Below are 14,643 nucleotides of genomic sequence, written 5' to 3' on the forward strand. Positions count from 1 at the left end.
CATCGCTTCCCTTCAGGGACACTCCTCAAGGGTAACCTCCGTCGCCTTCAGCCCCGATGGGAAGACCCTCGCCAGCGCATCCTCCGACCAAACCGTTCGGCTCTGGAATATCGCTTCCGGACGCCAGATCGCTTCCCTTCAGGGACACTCCGCAGGGGTAGACTCCGTCGCCTTCAGCCCCGATGGGAAGACCCTCGCCAGCGCATCCTCCGACCAAACCGTTCGGCTCTGGAATATCGCTTCCGGACGCCAGATCGCTTCCCTTCAGGGACACGCCTCATGGGTAACCTCCGTCGCCTTCAGCCCCGATGGGAAGACCCTCGCCAGCGCATCCGACGACCAAACCGTTCGGCTCTGGAATATCGCTTCCGGACGCCAGGTCGCTTCCCTTCAGGGACACTCCTCACGGGTAACCTCCGTCGCCTTCAGCCCCGATGGGAAGACTCTCGCCAGCGCATCCGACGACGGAACCGTGCGCCTGTGGAACCCAAGCCCCTCAAACGCCACCTGGCGGGCACTATTCACGGGTGGACAAGAGGATTTGTGGTGCTGGTTTTCTGACGATGGCCGCTTCCACCGCCGCGACGACGGTACCCTGATTAGGCTGCGTGATCCGCTCAGCGGGCGCCTGACCCCATGGCTACCACCGGAGCCCTCGCAGCCGGGCCAACCGGCCTGGGCCGAGCAGCCCCTCCCGGTGGAAACGGGGGTAGGCACCTTCACACCAATCCCTCTGCAGGTAAAAAACAACGGAAATGGCCCCCTCTACTGGTTGAGAATCACCGGCGAGGGGATTGGAGAGAACGGGCGGCGACTGAGCGTGAAGCGCCCCGACACCGTAATCGTCCTGGAACCGGGTGAGAAGCGGGAACTGGTAGCGGAAGTGAGCTGGCTCAGCGACTGGAACGCCCCCGAAGGAACCCACGCCGAACTCAAGCTGCAACTCCACCACGCCCACGACGGCGGCAAGCCCCTGGAGGCGATCGTCCCGGTGACCATGGTGACGCCACAGCTCGCCTTGCAGGAGACCCGCTGGCTCAACGAAGAAGGGAGTTCGGTGTTGGTGACGAAGTTCACCAACACCGGGAAACAGGCGCTGGAACGCGCCGAGTTCAACCTCGCCATTGCCGGCCTCAACCACCCGCTGGATACCCTCACCCGTCCCCGCATCAATCCGGGCCAACAGGCGGAGATTGCTTTCCCGCTACCGGAGGGATCAATCCCCGATGAGAAGACCCGTGTCACCCTCGACGCCGCGGCGCAAGGTTATCCTCCGCTGAAGTGGCACTTCGCCGACCGGTCGGTGGTACTCCCGACACCCGCCTGGGAACTCTACGCCGCCCTCGCCGCCCTGCTGACTGCAGCCCTGATTGCCCTCTACTACCTCCGCCTCTACCGTCACCCGCTGGTCGTGCGCGTCTCCAGCTCCCCGGAGGCACTCCTCGCGCTACCGCTCACCCAACTCCCCGAGGCCCACACCCTGCTGCGCCGCACCCGCCGCTGGGAGACGGTACTGGAGTCTGTGCGGGTCTCACCTTCGCGAATCAACGAAGCGGAGCGCTTCAGCCACGACGACCCACAACAACGCCTGGAGCGTCTCACCCACCGCCTCGTCCTCACTCCGGAACCAACTCCGGCCCCGGAAAAGGGCCTCTTCACCCTCCCCCTCGACGAACGCTTCCCCATCAACCTCACCCGCTGCCTGCTCTTCCTGCCGGCGGCGGAGCTGGACGCCGGCGAAGCCCTCTCCATCCTGCGGGCACAGCCGGGCCTCCGCGGCCAAGTGATCCTCCTCCTCCACCCGCGGGACGAGGTACAACGAACCCTCTGCGCCATGCAGCAAGAAGTGGAGGGTCTGCGCCTGGCAGTCCCCGAACCGGAGGAACTCACCCCCCTGCTGCTCGGCGAGACGCCCCTGGAGGAGCTGGCGCGAATCCTCAGCCGGCGCATCCAGCTGAGCCAGATCTCCCCCTACCAGACCGGCGGCGGGGTCAACCGCCGGGCGCTGTTCTTCGGCCGCCAGCGGCTGATCGACCACATCACCAACCGCGAGCCGGCCAACTATCTGGTGGTGGGCGGACGCCAGCTCGGCAAGTCGAGCCTGCTCAAGGCCCTGGAGCGCCACTACCGGGGCCGCGACGAGATCCACTGCCACTACCTCTCCCTCGGCGGCCCCGACCTGCTCTCTTACTGGACGCGCAGCCTGGGGTTGGAGGGGACGGATTCGACGGCGATCGAGCGGGTGCTGGAGGAGAGCGACCGCCCCCACCTCTTCCTCATCGACGAGGCGGACCGCTTCGTCCGCGCCGACGGCGAGGCGGGCTACCCGCAGCTCAACCGGCTGCGCAGCCTCAGCGAGTCGGGCCGCGCCTGGTTCATCCTCGCCGGCTTCTGGCAGCTCTACCGCCACGCCACCCACGACTACCAATCGCCGCTGAAGAACTTCGGCGAGACCCTCACCATCGGTGCCCTTGAAATGGAAGCGTGCCGCGAGTTGGCGGTGAAGCCGATGGCCACCATGGCGATCCACTGGGCCGACGAGGCGAACCTGAAGTGGTTGATCGACGCCACCGGCCAGCGCGCCAACCTGGTGAGCATCGCCTGCAACGAGATCCTCAAGGGCCTCGATCCGAGCGAGCGCACCATCGACCGTGAAGACGTCAGCCGCGCCCTGGACAGCGAAGCCCTGCGCGGGCACCTCGCCGGCTGGCAGGAGCTGAGCGAGGTGCCGCGCGAGCGGTTGGCGCTGCGGCTGGTGGTCTACGCCACCATCGAACAGGAGTCGTTCACCCTCGCCGGGCTCGGCGAGCAGTTGGCGGCGGCGGGGGCCGACATCCCCAGCCACCGCTTGGAGCGGCTGCTGGAGCGGTTGCAGTTGGCCTACGTCATCGGCCGCGAGCAGGCGAGCTACCGTTATCGGGTGCCACTGTTCGTCGAGACGATCCGGGCGCAGGAGCCGCAACGGCTGTTCGCACAGGTATTGCGTGAGTATCGGCAGGCGATTTGATGGTTTTCGGCAGCGGCATCGAGGCACCTCGGGTCGCTGCTGCCATAGGGCGTCTCGCGGGCGCCGGCGCGCTCCGGTAGGCGCGGCGGTTTCGTTCAGCTGCGTCGCCCTCCTCGCCCTCCTCCACTACAGGACGATGACGACCATCAGTCCCCTGTAGGCGCGGCCCCCAGGCCGCGATCGCTACGAAGTGCAGCGCATCCGACCCTACCGACGGCAGCAACGGAAACGGCGCCATCGCAGCCTCGGGGCCGCTCCTACCGGCAACAGCGGCAGCTTGCGGGGGACCCTGTTCAGGTCGTGGGCATGGAAGGCGATGAGCCGCAGACGGCTACGCGCTTGCCCTCCGCCGAGCCCATTTCATGCCTTCCAGCAGCCCAGCCAACAGCAACGTACGCATCTCGTCATCACTGGAGAGCCCGCCCAGCCCGAACAGGCCGCGCCACGAAAAGGCCTTGCGGATGTATTCGCCCCAGCGCATCTTCTTCGTAACACGAAAACGGCCCAGCACGTCGTCGCTCCCGCCGTCCCTCAACCGGAAGTGGAGCTTCACGCAGGGCCGCCAGAACAGAAGCAGACCGTGACCTCCCGCCGTCACACCGAAACTCCCTCCCGTTCGGTAGTGACCGAGCATCACGTCGATGACCAGATAGTCGGAGATGGAATCCCGTTTCTGGTGCAGCGCCGGCAGCTCAAGCGCCTCCGCGATCCAGCGCCGCAACGCCATATCCTTCTCTCCGCCCGCCCCGTCGAACTCCAGCAGGCGGAGCAGTGCCGATCGCGGAACGACCGACAGATCACCCAGGAAGAGGGGAAAGCGGGCCCGGCGACCTCGACGCCTCATCCAACCGAACATCACAACTTGTCGCTGAGCTGCCCCACCGCCTCGCGCACCCGCTCCTCCAGCCCGGCCAGCGCCTCCGGCTTGAGGTTGACGCCGCACTGCCCGGCCAGCTTGGCCGGGCCGTCTTCACCCGGCTCCAGCAGGCTGTAGCCGAGGTGGCGGACGTAGAGGTTGGAGAAACCGACAATGTGCAGCAGCAGGGAGAACTTGCCGTGGACCACGTCGTGGTGGAAGGAGGCGGATTCGACGATCTCGATCGGGAAGCGCCACTCCTTGAGCAATGCCGCCCCCGCGGTGGGGTGGAGCGCTTCGAGGATCTGCTGGATCTCCTCCATGCTCAGGCCGTGGTATTCGGTGTGCAGCAGTTGCAGCACCACCAGCTTGCCGATGTCGTGGAGCAGGCCCATGGTGAAGAGCACCTCGGGCTGGGAGACGCTGAGTTCGCCGCCGACGATCTTGGAGCAGACCGCGGTGGCCAGGGCGTGGCGCCACAGCTTGGTCAGCAGTTCGTTGAAGGTGGGGCTGTCGCTGGTAAAAAGCTTGCCGGTGGAGCCCATCAGCACCACGTTCTGGGTCTGCTTCATGCCGAGGCGGATGATCGCCTCCTCCAGGGTCTTGTTTGGGGAATTGCCACGATAGAAGGCGGAGTTGGAGACGCCGATCAGCTTGGAAGAGATGCCGGGGTCCACCTGGATCGCGCGCACCAGATCATCCACCTCGGTCTCCGAGGAGCGCATCAGCTCGGAGACCTTCATCGCCACGTCGGGCAGGGTCGGGAACTCCACCTTGCCACTCTTCAGCAACCGGGCGATCTGCTCGATCAGCTCCATCACGTCCCACTTCTCGGTCTCGCCGTGGGCGGCGGCCTCGCGTTCGACCTTCTTCGCCTCCACCTCGGCCACCGAGGCGGCCATGGCGCCGATCTCGCCGACATAGGGGGCGAGCTTCTCCAGCAGTTGGTCCCGTTCGAAGGGTTTGGTGAGGTAGCTGGTGACCCCCAGCTTGAGTGCCTTGACCACGCTCGCCCGGTCGGAACGGGCGGTGAGCAGGATGAAGGGGGTATCGCCACCCTCCTCCCGGGCGCGAACCTCCTCGAGCAGTTGGTCGCCCCGTTTCAGCGGGAGGTTCCAGTCGCAGACGATCAGCCGGTAGGGCTTCTCGGCGATCAGCCGGCTGGCGGCCTCGCCGTCCCCGGCCTGGTCGACGACCAGGCCGGGAAAGCGCTTGCTGAGCAGCTTGGAGAGCGCCAGTCGGGTCGCCGGTTCATCCTCGACGATCAGCACGTTGGCCGGAGTCTTGTCGCCCACGATAAGCCCCTTCTGCAAGCGCGGCGGGTGGAGCGGGCATTGTTGAGGGAATCCAGGGGGCTGGCAAGCCCTGCCTCTTACCCACCAATCGGCCGATTGGTGGGTAAGAGGCAGTGCGAGCCCCTTCCTACTCCTCGCGCGGACGCATGTGCGGGAACAGCAGCACGTCGCGGATCGACGGCGAGTCGGTGAACAACATCACCAGCCGGTCGATGCCGATGCCCTCGCCGGCGGTGGGCGGCAGACCGTACTCCAGGGCGTTGATGTAGTCGGCGTCGTAGTGCATCGCCTCGTCGTCGCCCGCCTCCTTCTCCGCCACCTGCTTGGCGAAACGCTCGGCCTGATCCTCCGCGTCGTTGAGCTCGGAGAAGCCGTTGGCCAGCTCACGGCCGGCGATGAACAGCTCGAAGCGGTCGGTCACCGTCGGGTCGAGGTCGTTGCGCCGGGCCAGCGGCGAGACCTCGGTGGGATAGGCGGTGATGAAGGTGGGATCGAGCAGCTTCTCCTCGGCGGTGGCCTCGAACAGTTCGATCTGCACCTTGCCCGGGCCCCAGCTGGGCTTAACCTCGATACCGAGGCGTTCGGCGTGGGCCTTGGTCTTGTCGAAGTCGTCCAGATCACCCGCGGCGATCTCGGGGTTGTACTTGAGCACCGCCTCCTTCACCGTCATGCGGGTAAAGGGCTTGCCGAAGTCGCAGGTGAGCCCCTGGTATTCGATCACCGTCTTGCCCACCACCTCTTCGGCGACGCCGCGCAGCATCGCCTCGGTGAGGTCCATCAGATCGATGTAGTCGGCGTAGGCCTCGTAGAACTCGATCATGGTGAACTCGGGGTTGTGGCGGGTGGAGAGCCCCTCGTTGCGGAAGTTGCGGTTGATCTCGTAGACCTTCTCGAAGCCACCCACCACCAGCCGTTTCAGATAGAGCTCCGGGGCGATGCGCAGGTAGAGGTCCATGCGTAGGGCGTTGTGGTGGGTGATGAAGGGCTTGGCGGCGGCGCCGCCGGGGATCACCTGCATCATCGGCGTCTCGACTTCGAGATAGCCGCGGCCGTTAAGGAAATTGCGGATGTAGCCGACCAGCGCGGTACGCAGCTTGAAGGTGTCGCGCACGTCGGGGTTCATGATCAGGTCGACGTAGCGCTGGCGGTAGCGCTGCTCGGTGTCGGTCAGCCCGTGCCACTTGTCGGGCAGCGGGCGCAGCGACTTGGTGAGCAGGCGCAGCTCGTCCACCTTCACCGACAGCTCGCCGGTCTTGGTCTTGAACAGGGTGCCGGCGCCGCCCACCACGTCGCCCACGTCCCACCCCTTGAACGCCTGGTAGCGCCCCTCGGGCAGTTCGTCGCGCTGGACGAAGAGCTGGATCCGACCGGACATGTCCTGCAGGTGGCTGAAGCTCGCCTTGCCCATCACCCGCTTGGCCATCATCCGCCCGGCCACCGCCACCCGTACCGGGTTGGCCTCCAGCCAGTCGTTCTCCTTGTCGCCATATTCGGCGTGGAGGTCGGCGGCCAGCGCATCGCGGCGAAAGTCGTTGGGAAAGGCGATCCCCGCCTCGCGGAGGGTGGACAGCTTGGCACGCCGTTCGGCGATGAGTCGGTGCTCTTCGGTATGTTCGGTCATTCTCTGCTTCGTCGATCAGTGTGAAAAATCAAGTGAACCGCGGATTTCGCGGATTGACGCGGATTTTCGTCTCGTCAATCTGCGTCAATCCGCGAAATCTGCGGTTAACAACCCACGCCGTGCTGAATGGTTGCAACCCGACTCAGGACTCGGCTTCGTCGATCAGCGCGTCGAGCTTCTCCGCCACCTCGTCGCACTTCTCCAGGTGGAGCGGCTGCACTCCCTCCAACCCGAGATCGGGGGCGAGGATGAAATAGTAGCGCAGCGCCTCCAGGGCGCCCCGCGCTTGGCGGTAGAGCGCCAGCCCCTCATCACCGCCACGCCCGAAGCCGTCGGCGATGTGCACCGGCACCGCCACCGCCGCCCGACGCATCCGACCGACCAGGTCGAAACGGTCGTCACCGGGGAAGGTGGCGGTCAGGTGGTAGACCCGCAGCACCAGCAGATGGCTCTTCTTCCAGGCGTCGAGTTGGTCGAAATGCCCGCTCTTCACGGTGGGTCTCCTTACCCGCAGGTCCATCCGCTTTTCCCCGGTCTATAGCCCCGACTTGAGGCTCTCCTCGATGAATCCGTCCAGGTCGCCGTCGAGCACCGCCTGGGTGTTGCCGACCTCGTGACCGGTGCGCAGATCCTTGATCCGCGACTGATCGAGGACGTAGGAGCGGATCTGGCTGCCCCAGCCGATGTCGGCCTTGGAGTCCTCCAGGGCCTGGGCCTCGGCGTTGCGCTTCTGCAGCTCCAGCTCGTAGAGCTTGGCGCGCAGCATCTTCATCGCGTGGTCCTTATTCTGGTGCTGGGAGCGTTCGCTCTGGCACTGGGTGACCACGCCGGTGGGGTTGTGGGTGATGCGCACCGCCGATTCGGTGCGGTTGACATGCTGGCCGCCGGCGCCGCTGGCGCGGTAGACGTCGATGCGCAGGTCCGCCGGATTGATGTCGATCTCGATGTTGTCGTCGATCTCCGGCGAGACGAAGACCGAGGCGAAGGAGGTGTGGCGGCGGTTGCCCGAGTCGAAGGGGGACTTGCGCACCAGCCGGTGGACGCCGATCTCGGTGCGCAGCCAGCCGTAGGCGTACTCCCCCTCGAAACGGATGGTGGCCGACTTGATCCCCGCCACCTCGCCGTCGGAGACCTCCATCAGCTCGGTCTTGAAGCCGCGCCGCTCGCCCCAGCGCAGGTACATGCGCAGCAGCATCGAGGCCCAATCCTGGGCCTCGGTGCCGCCGGACCCGGCCTGGACGTCGAGGAAGGCGTTGTTGGGGTCCATCTCGCCGGAAAACATGCGACGGAACTCCAACTGGCCGACGTGGGCCTCGAACCCCTCCAGGTCGGCGGCCACCGCCCCGATGGTCTCCTCGTCCCCCTCCTCGGCGGCCATCTCGAGCAGCTCGGCGGCATCGCCGAGGCCGTCGGTCAGCGTCGACAGCCCCTTCACCACCGCCTCCAGGGCGGCGCGCTCGCGCCCCAGGTTCTGGGCCCGCTCGGGCTGGTTCCAGACCGCCGGGTCTTCCAGCTCGGCGTTTACCTCTTCGAGCCGCTCGCGCTTCTCATCGTAGTCAAAGATACCCCCTAAGGGCGGCCACGCGCCCTTGCAGGTCTTTGATTTTGTTAACGATCGGATTCAATTCCAACATGATGGGGGCCGTCTTCGGAAAAGCGGGGATTGTACACGAAGAGGGGCGAAGGGGCGAAGGTGCCAAACGGTGGGCCGCGAGGACCGCGCATCAAAATTTTTCAACCGCAGATTTACGCAGATTTACGCAGATGAACGCGGATTTGCGCAAACCTCTATCGGCGGTCATCTGCGTAAATCTGCGGTTCATTTGCTTTTCGGGATGTAACTATTCAGCACCTTTTGGGGCAGCAGGCGTAGGGTGTGCCGAGGTACGAGGCGCACCACTTTCCGACGGGTGCGCCTCCTTGCGTCGGCACACCCTACCCGACTTATCGCATAGCCAAAGGGGAACTCGCTTTGGCGCGAGGACTCGAAAAGCTGAAGTGCTACACTCGGTCCCCAGTTATCGAACCGATGGAGAGTCCTCTTGATCACCCGCAAAATCCTGCTGCTCACCCTCACCTTCTTCATCGGCCTCGGCCTGATCGCCGCCGACGCGCAGGCGAAACGCCTCGGCGGCGGCGGCAGCTTCGGCATGAAGCGCCCCCTCTACTCCCAGCCCCAACGCCAACAGGCGCCCGTCAGCACCCCCTACCGCCAGACCGCCACGCCCGCCCGCTCCGGCATGAGCCGCTGGCTCGGCCCCCTGGCCGGCCTGGCGGCGGGCGGGCTGCTCGCCTCGCTGTTCTTCGGCGACGCCTTCCAGGGCTTCCAGCCCATGGACCTGCTGCTGTTATTGGGCGTGGGAGCGGCGATCTTTTTCTTCATGAGGTCGCGTCGGCCGCAACCGGCCCGCGCCGCCATGGGCGGCGGCATGGGCGGCCTCGGTGGCGATGCCGGCGGCCAGTTCCGCGCGGCGTCCGAGGAGCCCCATGGCGGCTTCGAGACCCCAACCATCGGCGGCGGCCTGCGCGGCGAGGCGGTGGGCGCGGCAAGCGGCCCCGCCGACGCCCTCCCCAGCTGGTTCGACCGCGAGCATTTCCTGCGTCAGGCCAAGGTCCACTTCGTCCGTCTCCAGGCGGCATGGGACTCCGGCGACATGAAGGAGATCCGCGAGTTCACAACCCCGGAGCTGTTCGCCGAACTGACCCTCGAGCGCCACGAGATCACCGGTGAGAACTTCACCGAGGTGGTGGAGCTGGAGGCGGAGCTGGCCGGTTTCGGCGAGGAGGCAGGGAGCTTTGTCGCCAGCGTCCACTACCGCGGCCTGATCCGCGAGGAGCGCGACGCCACCGCCAACCCCTTCAGCGAGGTCTGGCACATCGTCCGCGCCGGCGACGACCCGCAGGCGGAGTGGTTCGTGGCGGGGATCGAACAGGCGAGGTAAAGGGGCTTACCGCAACGAAAAAGGGCCGCTCGACGCGGCCCCTTTTTCGTTGCAGATTGGGGAGCGATCGCTTCAAGCCACCTCGCGCATCGGCCGCACCTTCACCGGCGGCAGTGACCGACCTTCCCGATCACACGCTTCGATCACCTCGTCGACCACCTCGCACAGTTCACGATAGACCTGCACCGGGTCATCGCCATGAATCCCCGTGATCAGATCAGGACACAACCCCAGATACGCCTGGTCCTCATCGCTCCACTCCACCCATTTGTGATACTGATCGCCGCGCTTCATTTCTTCACCTCGTCGAGAGCCCGCCGGAGCTGCTTTTCCTGATAGGGTTTCGCGTCGTCGCCCAATTTCCCGCTGAGAGTTACCGCCCCGGGGTACCCCTCATGCATGAATTTGCGATCAGATCCCTTTCCTCCGCCAATCTGACGAAAGCCACTCCGCTCCAGATCGGCGATCAGTTCCCGAAGTTTTCTCGGCATACCTCTTTGAACACCTCAAGAAAAAAGGCACCCACGCATCAAGGCTCCAATTCTAGATCCTCTCGCATGGCCAGACACAATATCACCGATCAAGGTAACGCCTTACGCCATGAGAAACCGCGCTCCCGCGCAGCTTTGGAACAATCTGTATATTGACCGTATCCTTGTACTCACTTCAACAGACATGGGTCATAATCATGACCGTCACCTCGACATCCGATAGTCAAATGAACTCACGGCGAGCATTTTTCGTCGCCGAAGCCTTGGAAGCCCGGCAAGATGCCCGCGAAAGCGGCGTGGGATATGAAGCGGAAGCGATTCACCGCTACCTGAAAGAGCGCATCATGGGAACTTCCACTCACCGTCCCGACAAAATCGCGTGGAGAAAATAGGAGGCATCGGTGCCAACATCAGCGCCGCGGCGGGCGCGGCCCGCCCTATAGCTCCCACCAAAACGACGTAATTCCCGGGGCGACCCGCGGCCGCCTTGATCTCTCCGCCGGTACCACCTTCAGGACGTACCCCCTCCCCTCGTCTCCTCTCCCGACCCCGTTCCTAGCTGCACATACTTCTTCGCCGTGCGCCGATCCAACCCGGTGCGCCGCGCCACCTCCTCGTAGGTGCCGAAGCGGCGATGGAGCATGGCGCAGTACTCCGCCAGCAGCTCCTGGGCGGTCAGCTCCCCCGCCGCCAACCGCTCCCCCCACCCCGCACCGCCCGCCTCCACCAACTCCGGCCGGCACTGCTGGGCGAGCAGCACCCGGCGCACCGCCTGCTCCAGCTCGCGGACGTTGCCCGGCCAGGGGTAGTCGGCGGGCACGTCGCGGCGGATCACCGCCAGCACCCGCTCGGTGAGCTCCGGGTGGGGCGCCCCGAGGGTGCGCTCCAGCAGCAGCTCCACCAGCCGCGGCAGTTCCTCGGCCGACTCCGCCAGCCGCCGGCGCAGCGGCGGCACGGTGACCACCTGGGAACTCAGACGGAAATAGAAGTCGTCGCGGAAGCCCCCCGCCCGCAGCTCCGCCAGGGTGCGGTTGGTGGCGGCGATCAGCCGCCCGGAGAAGCGTTTCTCCTGGCGGCTCCCCACCGGGGCGAAGCCGCGCTCCTGGAGCACCTTCAGCAGCTTGATCTGGATCGACGCCGAGGCCTCGCCGATCTCATCGAGAAACAGCGAGCCGTAAGGGCTGCAGCGCTCGAACAGCCCCTGGTGGTGATCGGTGGCGCCGGTGAAGGCGCCCTTGCGGTGGCCGAACAGCTCGGACTCCAGCACCCCCTCCGGGAACTGCTCCAGGTTGGCGGCGGTGAAGGTGGCGGTGAAGCGTTCGGCGAAGCGCTCGCTGCGCGGGTCGAAGGGGATGAATCCCGAACGGCCGATGGCCGCCGCCGCCCCCTTGCCGGTGCCGGTCTCCCCCAGCAGCAGGGTGGAGAAGTCCTCCATGCGATTCCACAGATAGGCGTCGTAGAGCCGCGCATCCTCGGTGAAGACGCAGTTCCACAGCGCCCGGCGCAGCTCGGCCATGGAGGGGCTGGGACCGATCAGGGCGCGGTCGATGAAGTAGTAGGCGCGGCGTAGCTGGAAAAAGAGGGCGAAGTAGCGCACCGCCTCGGCGCGGACGAAACCGCGGGCGGTGAGTTCACCGATCACCTCCCCGGCAAAGGGGACTGCCTGCGGCTCCTCCGGCGCCGCCATCTGGGCCTCGATGTGGTCGTCCAGCGCCTCCACGCAGCGGTGGTAGGCGAGGAACAGCCAGGCATGGCGCAGCCGGTCGCGATCCGCCCCAGCCAAGTGGTCGAACCGCCGCACGCCGCGTCCCTCCAGCCGGTCGAGCAGCGCCTCCAGCGGCGGCGCGATGGCGGCGAAGTGATGCCCACCATCGGCCCCCCCGGAAAACTCGCCGCGCACCAGCTCGCGCGTCACCGAAAAGGGGTTGGTGTAAATGGTCTCCACCACCCGATCGAGGAAATCCCGCTCCTCGCCGCTCAGCGCCACCCCGCCCATTGCCGCCTCCCACATCGATCAATGAATGTACAGGCAATGTACATCAGACGATCCAACGCCGCACGACATGAGCTCCGCCCTACGCACCACACACCGAAAAATAATACGCAACATCAATGGGTTGATAAACAAAAACGAGAATTGGCATACCCATTGATTCGGCCGGAATGCCAACCGATCGAACGCTACCCAAAGGAGGCCCGTTATGGCCAGCGTCTACGACCTCAAACCCGCCTTCCAGCGACTGCTGCGACCCGCGGTGCGCCGGCTCGCCGAACTCGGCGTGACCCCCAACCAGCTCACCGTCGCCGCCCTCGCGCTGTCGCTCGGCGAAGGGGCCGCGCTGGCCCTTCATCCCGGCGCCGCCGCCCCGCTGCTCGCGCTGCCCGCCGTGCTGCTCGCGCGCATGGCGCTCAACGCGATGGACGGCCTGCTCGCCCGCGAACACGCCATGACCTCCCCGCTGGGGGCACTGCTCAACGAGGCGGGCGACCTGCTCGCCGACGCCGCGCTCTATCTCCCCCTGGCCCTGATTCCCGGGATATCGGCGGCAGCGGTGGTCGCGGCAGTGACCCTCGGCCTGATCGCCGAGACGACCGGCCTCGCGGCCCTGCTGATCGGTGCCTCCCGACGCTACGACGGCCCCTTTGGCAAGAGCGACCGGGCACTGCTGTTCGGCGCCTTCGCCCTCGCCGCGGGTCTCGGTCTCCCCCTCCAGGGGTGGGACACGCCGCTGCTCCTCATCCTCTCGCTGCTCGCCCTGGCCACTCTGATCAACCGGGTGCGCAACGCCCTCGCGGAGATCGCCCGATGAACCTGCACCCCCATATCGCCGTGATCCTCGCCGCGACGGTCGCCGTACTGCTGATTGCCACCATCGCCGTGCGCCTCCTCCCGCTCGCCAACCGCGACGAGCTGACCCGACGCGTCAACAGCTGGTGGGTGATCGTCGCCCTGTTCGGCGCCGCGCTGGCCGGCGGAACCAACGCCACCCTGTGGCTGCTCGGACTGATCAGCTTCCTCGCGCTGAAGGAGTACCTCTCCCTCATTCCCACCCGCCGCAGCGACCGCCGGGTACTGTTCTGGGCCTATCTGGCGATCCCGGCGCAATACGGCTGGGTGGCGGCCGGCTGGTACGGGATGTTCATCATCTTCATCCCGGTCTACCTCTTCCTCTTCATCGCCCTGCGCAAGGTGCTGATCGGCGAGACCGAGTCGTTCCTGCGCTCCACCGCCACCATCCAGTGGGGGCTGATGACCACCGTCTTCTCCCTCAGCCACGCCGGCTACCTGCTGGCCCTGCCGGAAGAGGTCTCCCCGGCGGGCGGGACCGGGCTGCTGCTCTTCCTGATCCTGCTCACCGAACTCAACGACGTCGCCCAATACGTCTGGGGCAAGCGCTTCGGGCGCCACCCGGCGGCCCCGCGGGTAAGCCCCAACAAGACGGTGGAAGGCCTGCTCGGCGGGGCATTCACCACCACCCTGGCGGCATGGTTCATCGCCCCCTGGCTGACCCCGCTGACGGGCTACCAGACGGTAGCGGCGGGGGTACTGATCGCGATCTTCGGCTTCGCCGGTGACCTCACCCTGTCGGCGGTGAAGCGTGACCTCGGCATCAAGGACAGCGGCCACCTGCTCCCCGGCCACGGCGGCGTCCTCGACCGCGTCGACAGCCTCACCTTCACCGCACCGCTGTTCTTCCACTTCCTCTACTACCTCCATTACTAGGGAGCGGGACGATGCGCCGCATTCCATCAATCCATTGGCCGAAGATCCTGCTCTTCGCCCTGCTCATCCGCCCGCTGGTGTGGCTGCTGCTGGGGGTCCACGTCCGCCATCCCCGACGGCTGCCACGCAACGGCCCGGCGATCCTCGCCGCCAACCACAACAGCCACCTCGATGCCCTGGTGATCATGGCCCTCTACCCGCTGCGCGAGCTACCGCGGTTGCGCCCGGTGGCCGCCGGCGACTACTTCTTCCGCACCCCGCTGGCCGCCTGGTGCGCCCGCCACCTGCTCGGCGCCATCCCGCTGGAACGGCGCCCCCGCCACCACACCCGCCCCCTCGGCGAGGCCAGCGAGGCGCTGGAGCGGGGGGAGATCCTGATCCTCTTCCCCGAAGGCTCGCGCGGCGAGCCCGAGCAACCGGCGCCACTGCGCTCGGGCGTCGCCCACCTCGCCCGCGCCCACCCGCAAGTGTCGCTGACGTCGCTGTTCCTCTACGGCCTCGGCAAGGCCCTGCCGCGGGGCGAGGCCCTGTTCGTCCCCTTCTTCTGCGACCTCTACGTGGGTGAACCGATCCGCTGGGAGGGAGCGCGCGACGACTTCCTGTCGCGACTCTCCGCGACCTTTTCGGCCCTGCGCGAAGAGGCGTCGGTGGTGCCGTGGGAGTAAGTCCGTTCACCGCGGCAATCCACGAGCATGCAGGCTCCTAGG

The 14,643-nt window shown here is 66.3% G+C and carries 14 protein-coding genes and 1 pseudogene; 7 read left to right on the forward strand and 8 right to left on the reverse strand.

Going from position 1 to position 14,643, the window contains the following annotated elements; genetic code table 11:
* Window position 1: 1 nt before the first annotated feature.
* Both ACYQ2W_RS22830 and ACYQ2W_RS22835 read left to right on the forward strand, forming a co-directional pair.
* Window positions 2-478, forward strand: a pseudogene (locus ACYQ2W_RS22830) (WD40 repeat domain-containing protein); the annotation flags it as partial.
* 342 nt (window positions 479-820) lie between these two features.
* Complete coding sequence (locus ACYQ2W_RS22835; RefSeq protein ID WP_459872712.1) at window positions 821-3,007, forward strand: hypothetical protein; 2,187 nt, start codon at window positions 821-823, stop codon at window positions 3,005-3,007.
* A gap of 331 nt (window positions 3,008-3,338) precedes the next feature.
* Here the strand turns inward: ACYQ2W_RS22835 and ACYQ2W_RS22840 are convergent, their stop codons facing one another.
* The 5 genes from ACYQ2W_RS22840 to prfB all read right to left on the reverse strand — a co-directional run bounded on the left by ACYQ2W_RS22840 (window position 3,339) and on the right by prfB (window position 8,413).
* Complete coding sequence (locus tag ACYQ2W_RS22840) at window positions 3,339-3,863, reverse strand: hypothetical protein (RefSeq protein ID WP_459872686.1); 525 nt, start codon at window positions 3,861-3,863, stop codon at window positions 3,339-3,341.
* Window positions 3,863-5,158 carry an HDOD domain-containing protein gene (locus ACYQ2W_RS22845; RefSeq protein ID WP_459872688.1) on the reverse strand — a complete coding sequence of 432 codons (1,296 nt, stop codon included), beginning with the start codon at window positions 5,156-5,158 and terminating at the stop codon, window positions 3,863-3,865. Before ACYQ2W_RS22845 ends, ACYQ2W_RS22840 begins: the two co-directional genes overlap by 1 nt.
* A 127-nt stretch (window positions 5,159-5,285) precedes the next feature.
* The gene (lysS, locus tag ACYQ2W_RS22850; RefSeq protein ID WP_459872690.1) at window positions 5,286-6,779 is read right to left on the reverse strand and encodes a lysine--tRNA ligase; all 1,494 of its coding nucleotides are present in this window, start codon (window positions 6,777-6,779) and stop codon (window positions 5,286-5,288) included.
* Between the two features lie 142 nt (window positions 6,780-6,921).
* A complete protein-coding gene (locus ACYQ2W_RS22855; RefSeq protein ID WP_459872692.1) occupies window positions 6,922-7,272 on the reverse strand; it encodes a four helix bundle protein in 351 nt (116 codons plus the stop codon).
* A gap of 42 nt (window positions 7,273-7,314) precedes the next feature.
* Window positions 7,315-8,413 (reverse strand): peptide chain release factor 2 gene (prfB, locus tag ACYQ2W_RS22860; protein ID WP_459872694.1). Its coding sequence is split into 2 segments (ribosomal slippage): window positions 7,315-8,337 and window positions 8,339-8,413, totalling 1,098 coding nucleotides; the frame shifts between segments, so codons are not numbered across the junction.
* Window positions 8,414-8,821: 408 nt separating this feature from the next.
* Between prfB and ACYQ2W_RS22865 the strand changes: the two genes are divergently transcribed.
* Complete coding sequence (locus ACYQ2W_RS22865) at window positions 8,822-9,721, forward strand: Tim44 domain-containing protein (protein WP_459872696.1); 900 nt, start codon at window positions 8,822-8,824, stop codon at window positions 9,719-9,721.
* Between the two features lie 72 nt (window positions 9,722-9,793).
* On the opposite strand, the gene ACYQ2W_RS22870 is transcribed toward ACYQ2W_RS22865, so the two are convergent.
* Together ACYQ2W_RS22870 and ACYQ2W_RS22875 are read right to left on the reverse strand one after the other, a co-directional pair.
* On the reverse strand, window positions 9,794-10,015 hold the full coding sequence (locus tag ACYQ2W_RS22870; protein WP_459872698.1) for a pilus assembly protein HicB: 222 nt from the start codon (window positions 10,013-10,015) through the stop codon (window positions 9,794-9,796).
* A complete protein-coding gene (locus ACYQ2W_RS22875) occupies window positions 10,012-10,212 on the reverse strand; it encodes a type II toxin-antitoxin system HicA family toxin (protein ID WP_459872700.1) in 201 nt (66 codons plus the stop codon). The genes ACYQ2W_RS22870 and ACYQ2W_RS22875 overlap by 4 nt, the downstream gene beginning before the upstream one ends.
* 197 nt (window positions 10,213-10,409) lie before the next feature.
* Here ACYQ2W_RS22875 and ACYQ2W_RS22880 point away from each other — a divergent pair, with 197 nt between their 5' ends.
* Window positions 10,410-10,604 (forward strand): hypothetical protein, encoded by a 195-nt coding sequence (locus ACYQ2W_RS22880; protein ID WP_459872702.1) that lies wholly within the window; start codon window positions 10,410-10,412, stop codon window positions 10,602-10,604.
* Window positions 10,605-10,723: 119 nt separating this feature from the next.
* On the opposite strand, the gene ACYQ2W_RS22885 is transcribed toward ACYQ2W_RS22880, so the two are convergent.
* Entirely contained in the window at window positions 10,724-12,208 is a 1,485-nt protein-coding gene (locus tag ACYQ2W_RS22885; RefSeq protein ID WP_459872704.1) for a sigma-54-dependent transcriptional regulator, read from the reverse strand.
* Window positions 12,209-12,413: 205 nt separating this feature from the next.
* Between ACYQ2W_RS22885 and ACYQ2W_RS22890 the strand changes: the two genes are divergently transcribed.
* From ACYQ2W_RS22890 to ACYQ2W_RS22900, 3 genes are read left to right on the forward strand one after another with little or no spacing between them, the layout of a single operon-like run.
* Window positions 12,414-13,022, forward strand: a complete 609-nt coding sequence (locus ACYQ2W_RS22890; RefSeq protein WP_459872706.1) for a CDP-alcohol phosphatidyltransferase family protein — start codon at window positions 12,414-12,416, stop codon at window positions 13,020-13,022.
* On the forward strand, window positions 13,019-13,936 hold the full coding sequence (locus tag ACYQ2W_RS22895) for a phosphatidate cytidylyltransferase (protein WP_459872708.1): 918 nt from the start codon (window positions 13,019-13,021) through the stop codon (window positions 13,934-13,936). The genes ACYQ2W_RS22890 and ACYQ2W_RS22895 overlap by 4 nt, the downstream gene beginning before the upstream one ends.
* An 11-nt stretch (window positions 13,937-13,947) precedes the next feature.
* Entirely contained in the window at window positions 13,948-14,601 is a 654-nt protein-coding gene (locus tag ACYQ2W_RS22900) for a lysophospholipid acyltransferase family protein (RefSeq protein WP_459872710.1), read from the forward strand.
* The last annotated feature ends 42 nt before the right edge of the window (window positions 14,602-14,643 follow it).

The sequence above is a fragment of the Endothiovibrio diazotrophicus genome, from assembly GCF_054657215.1.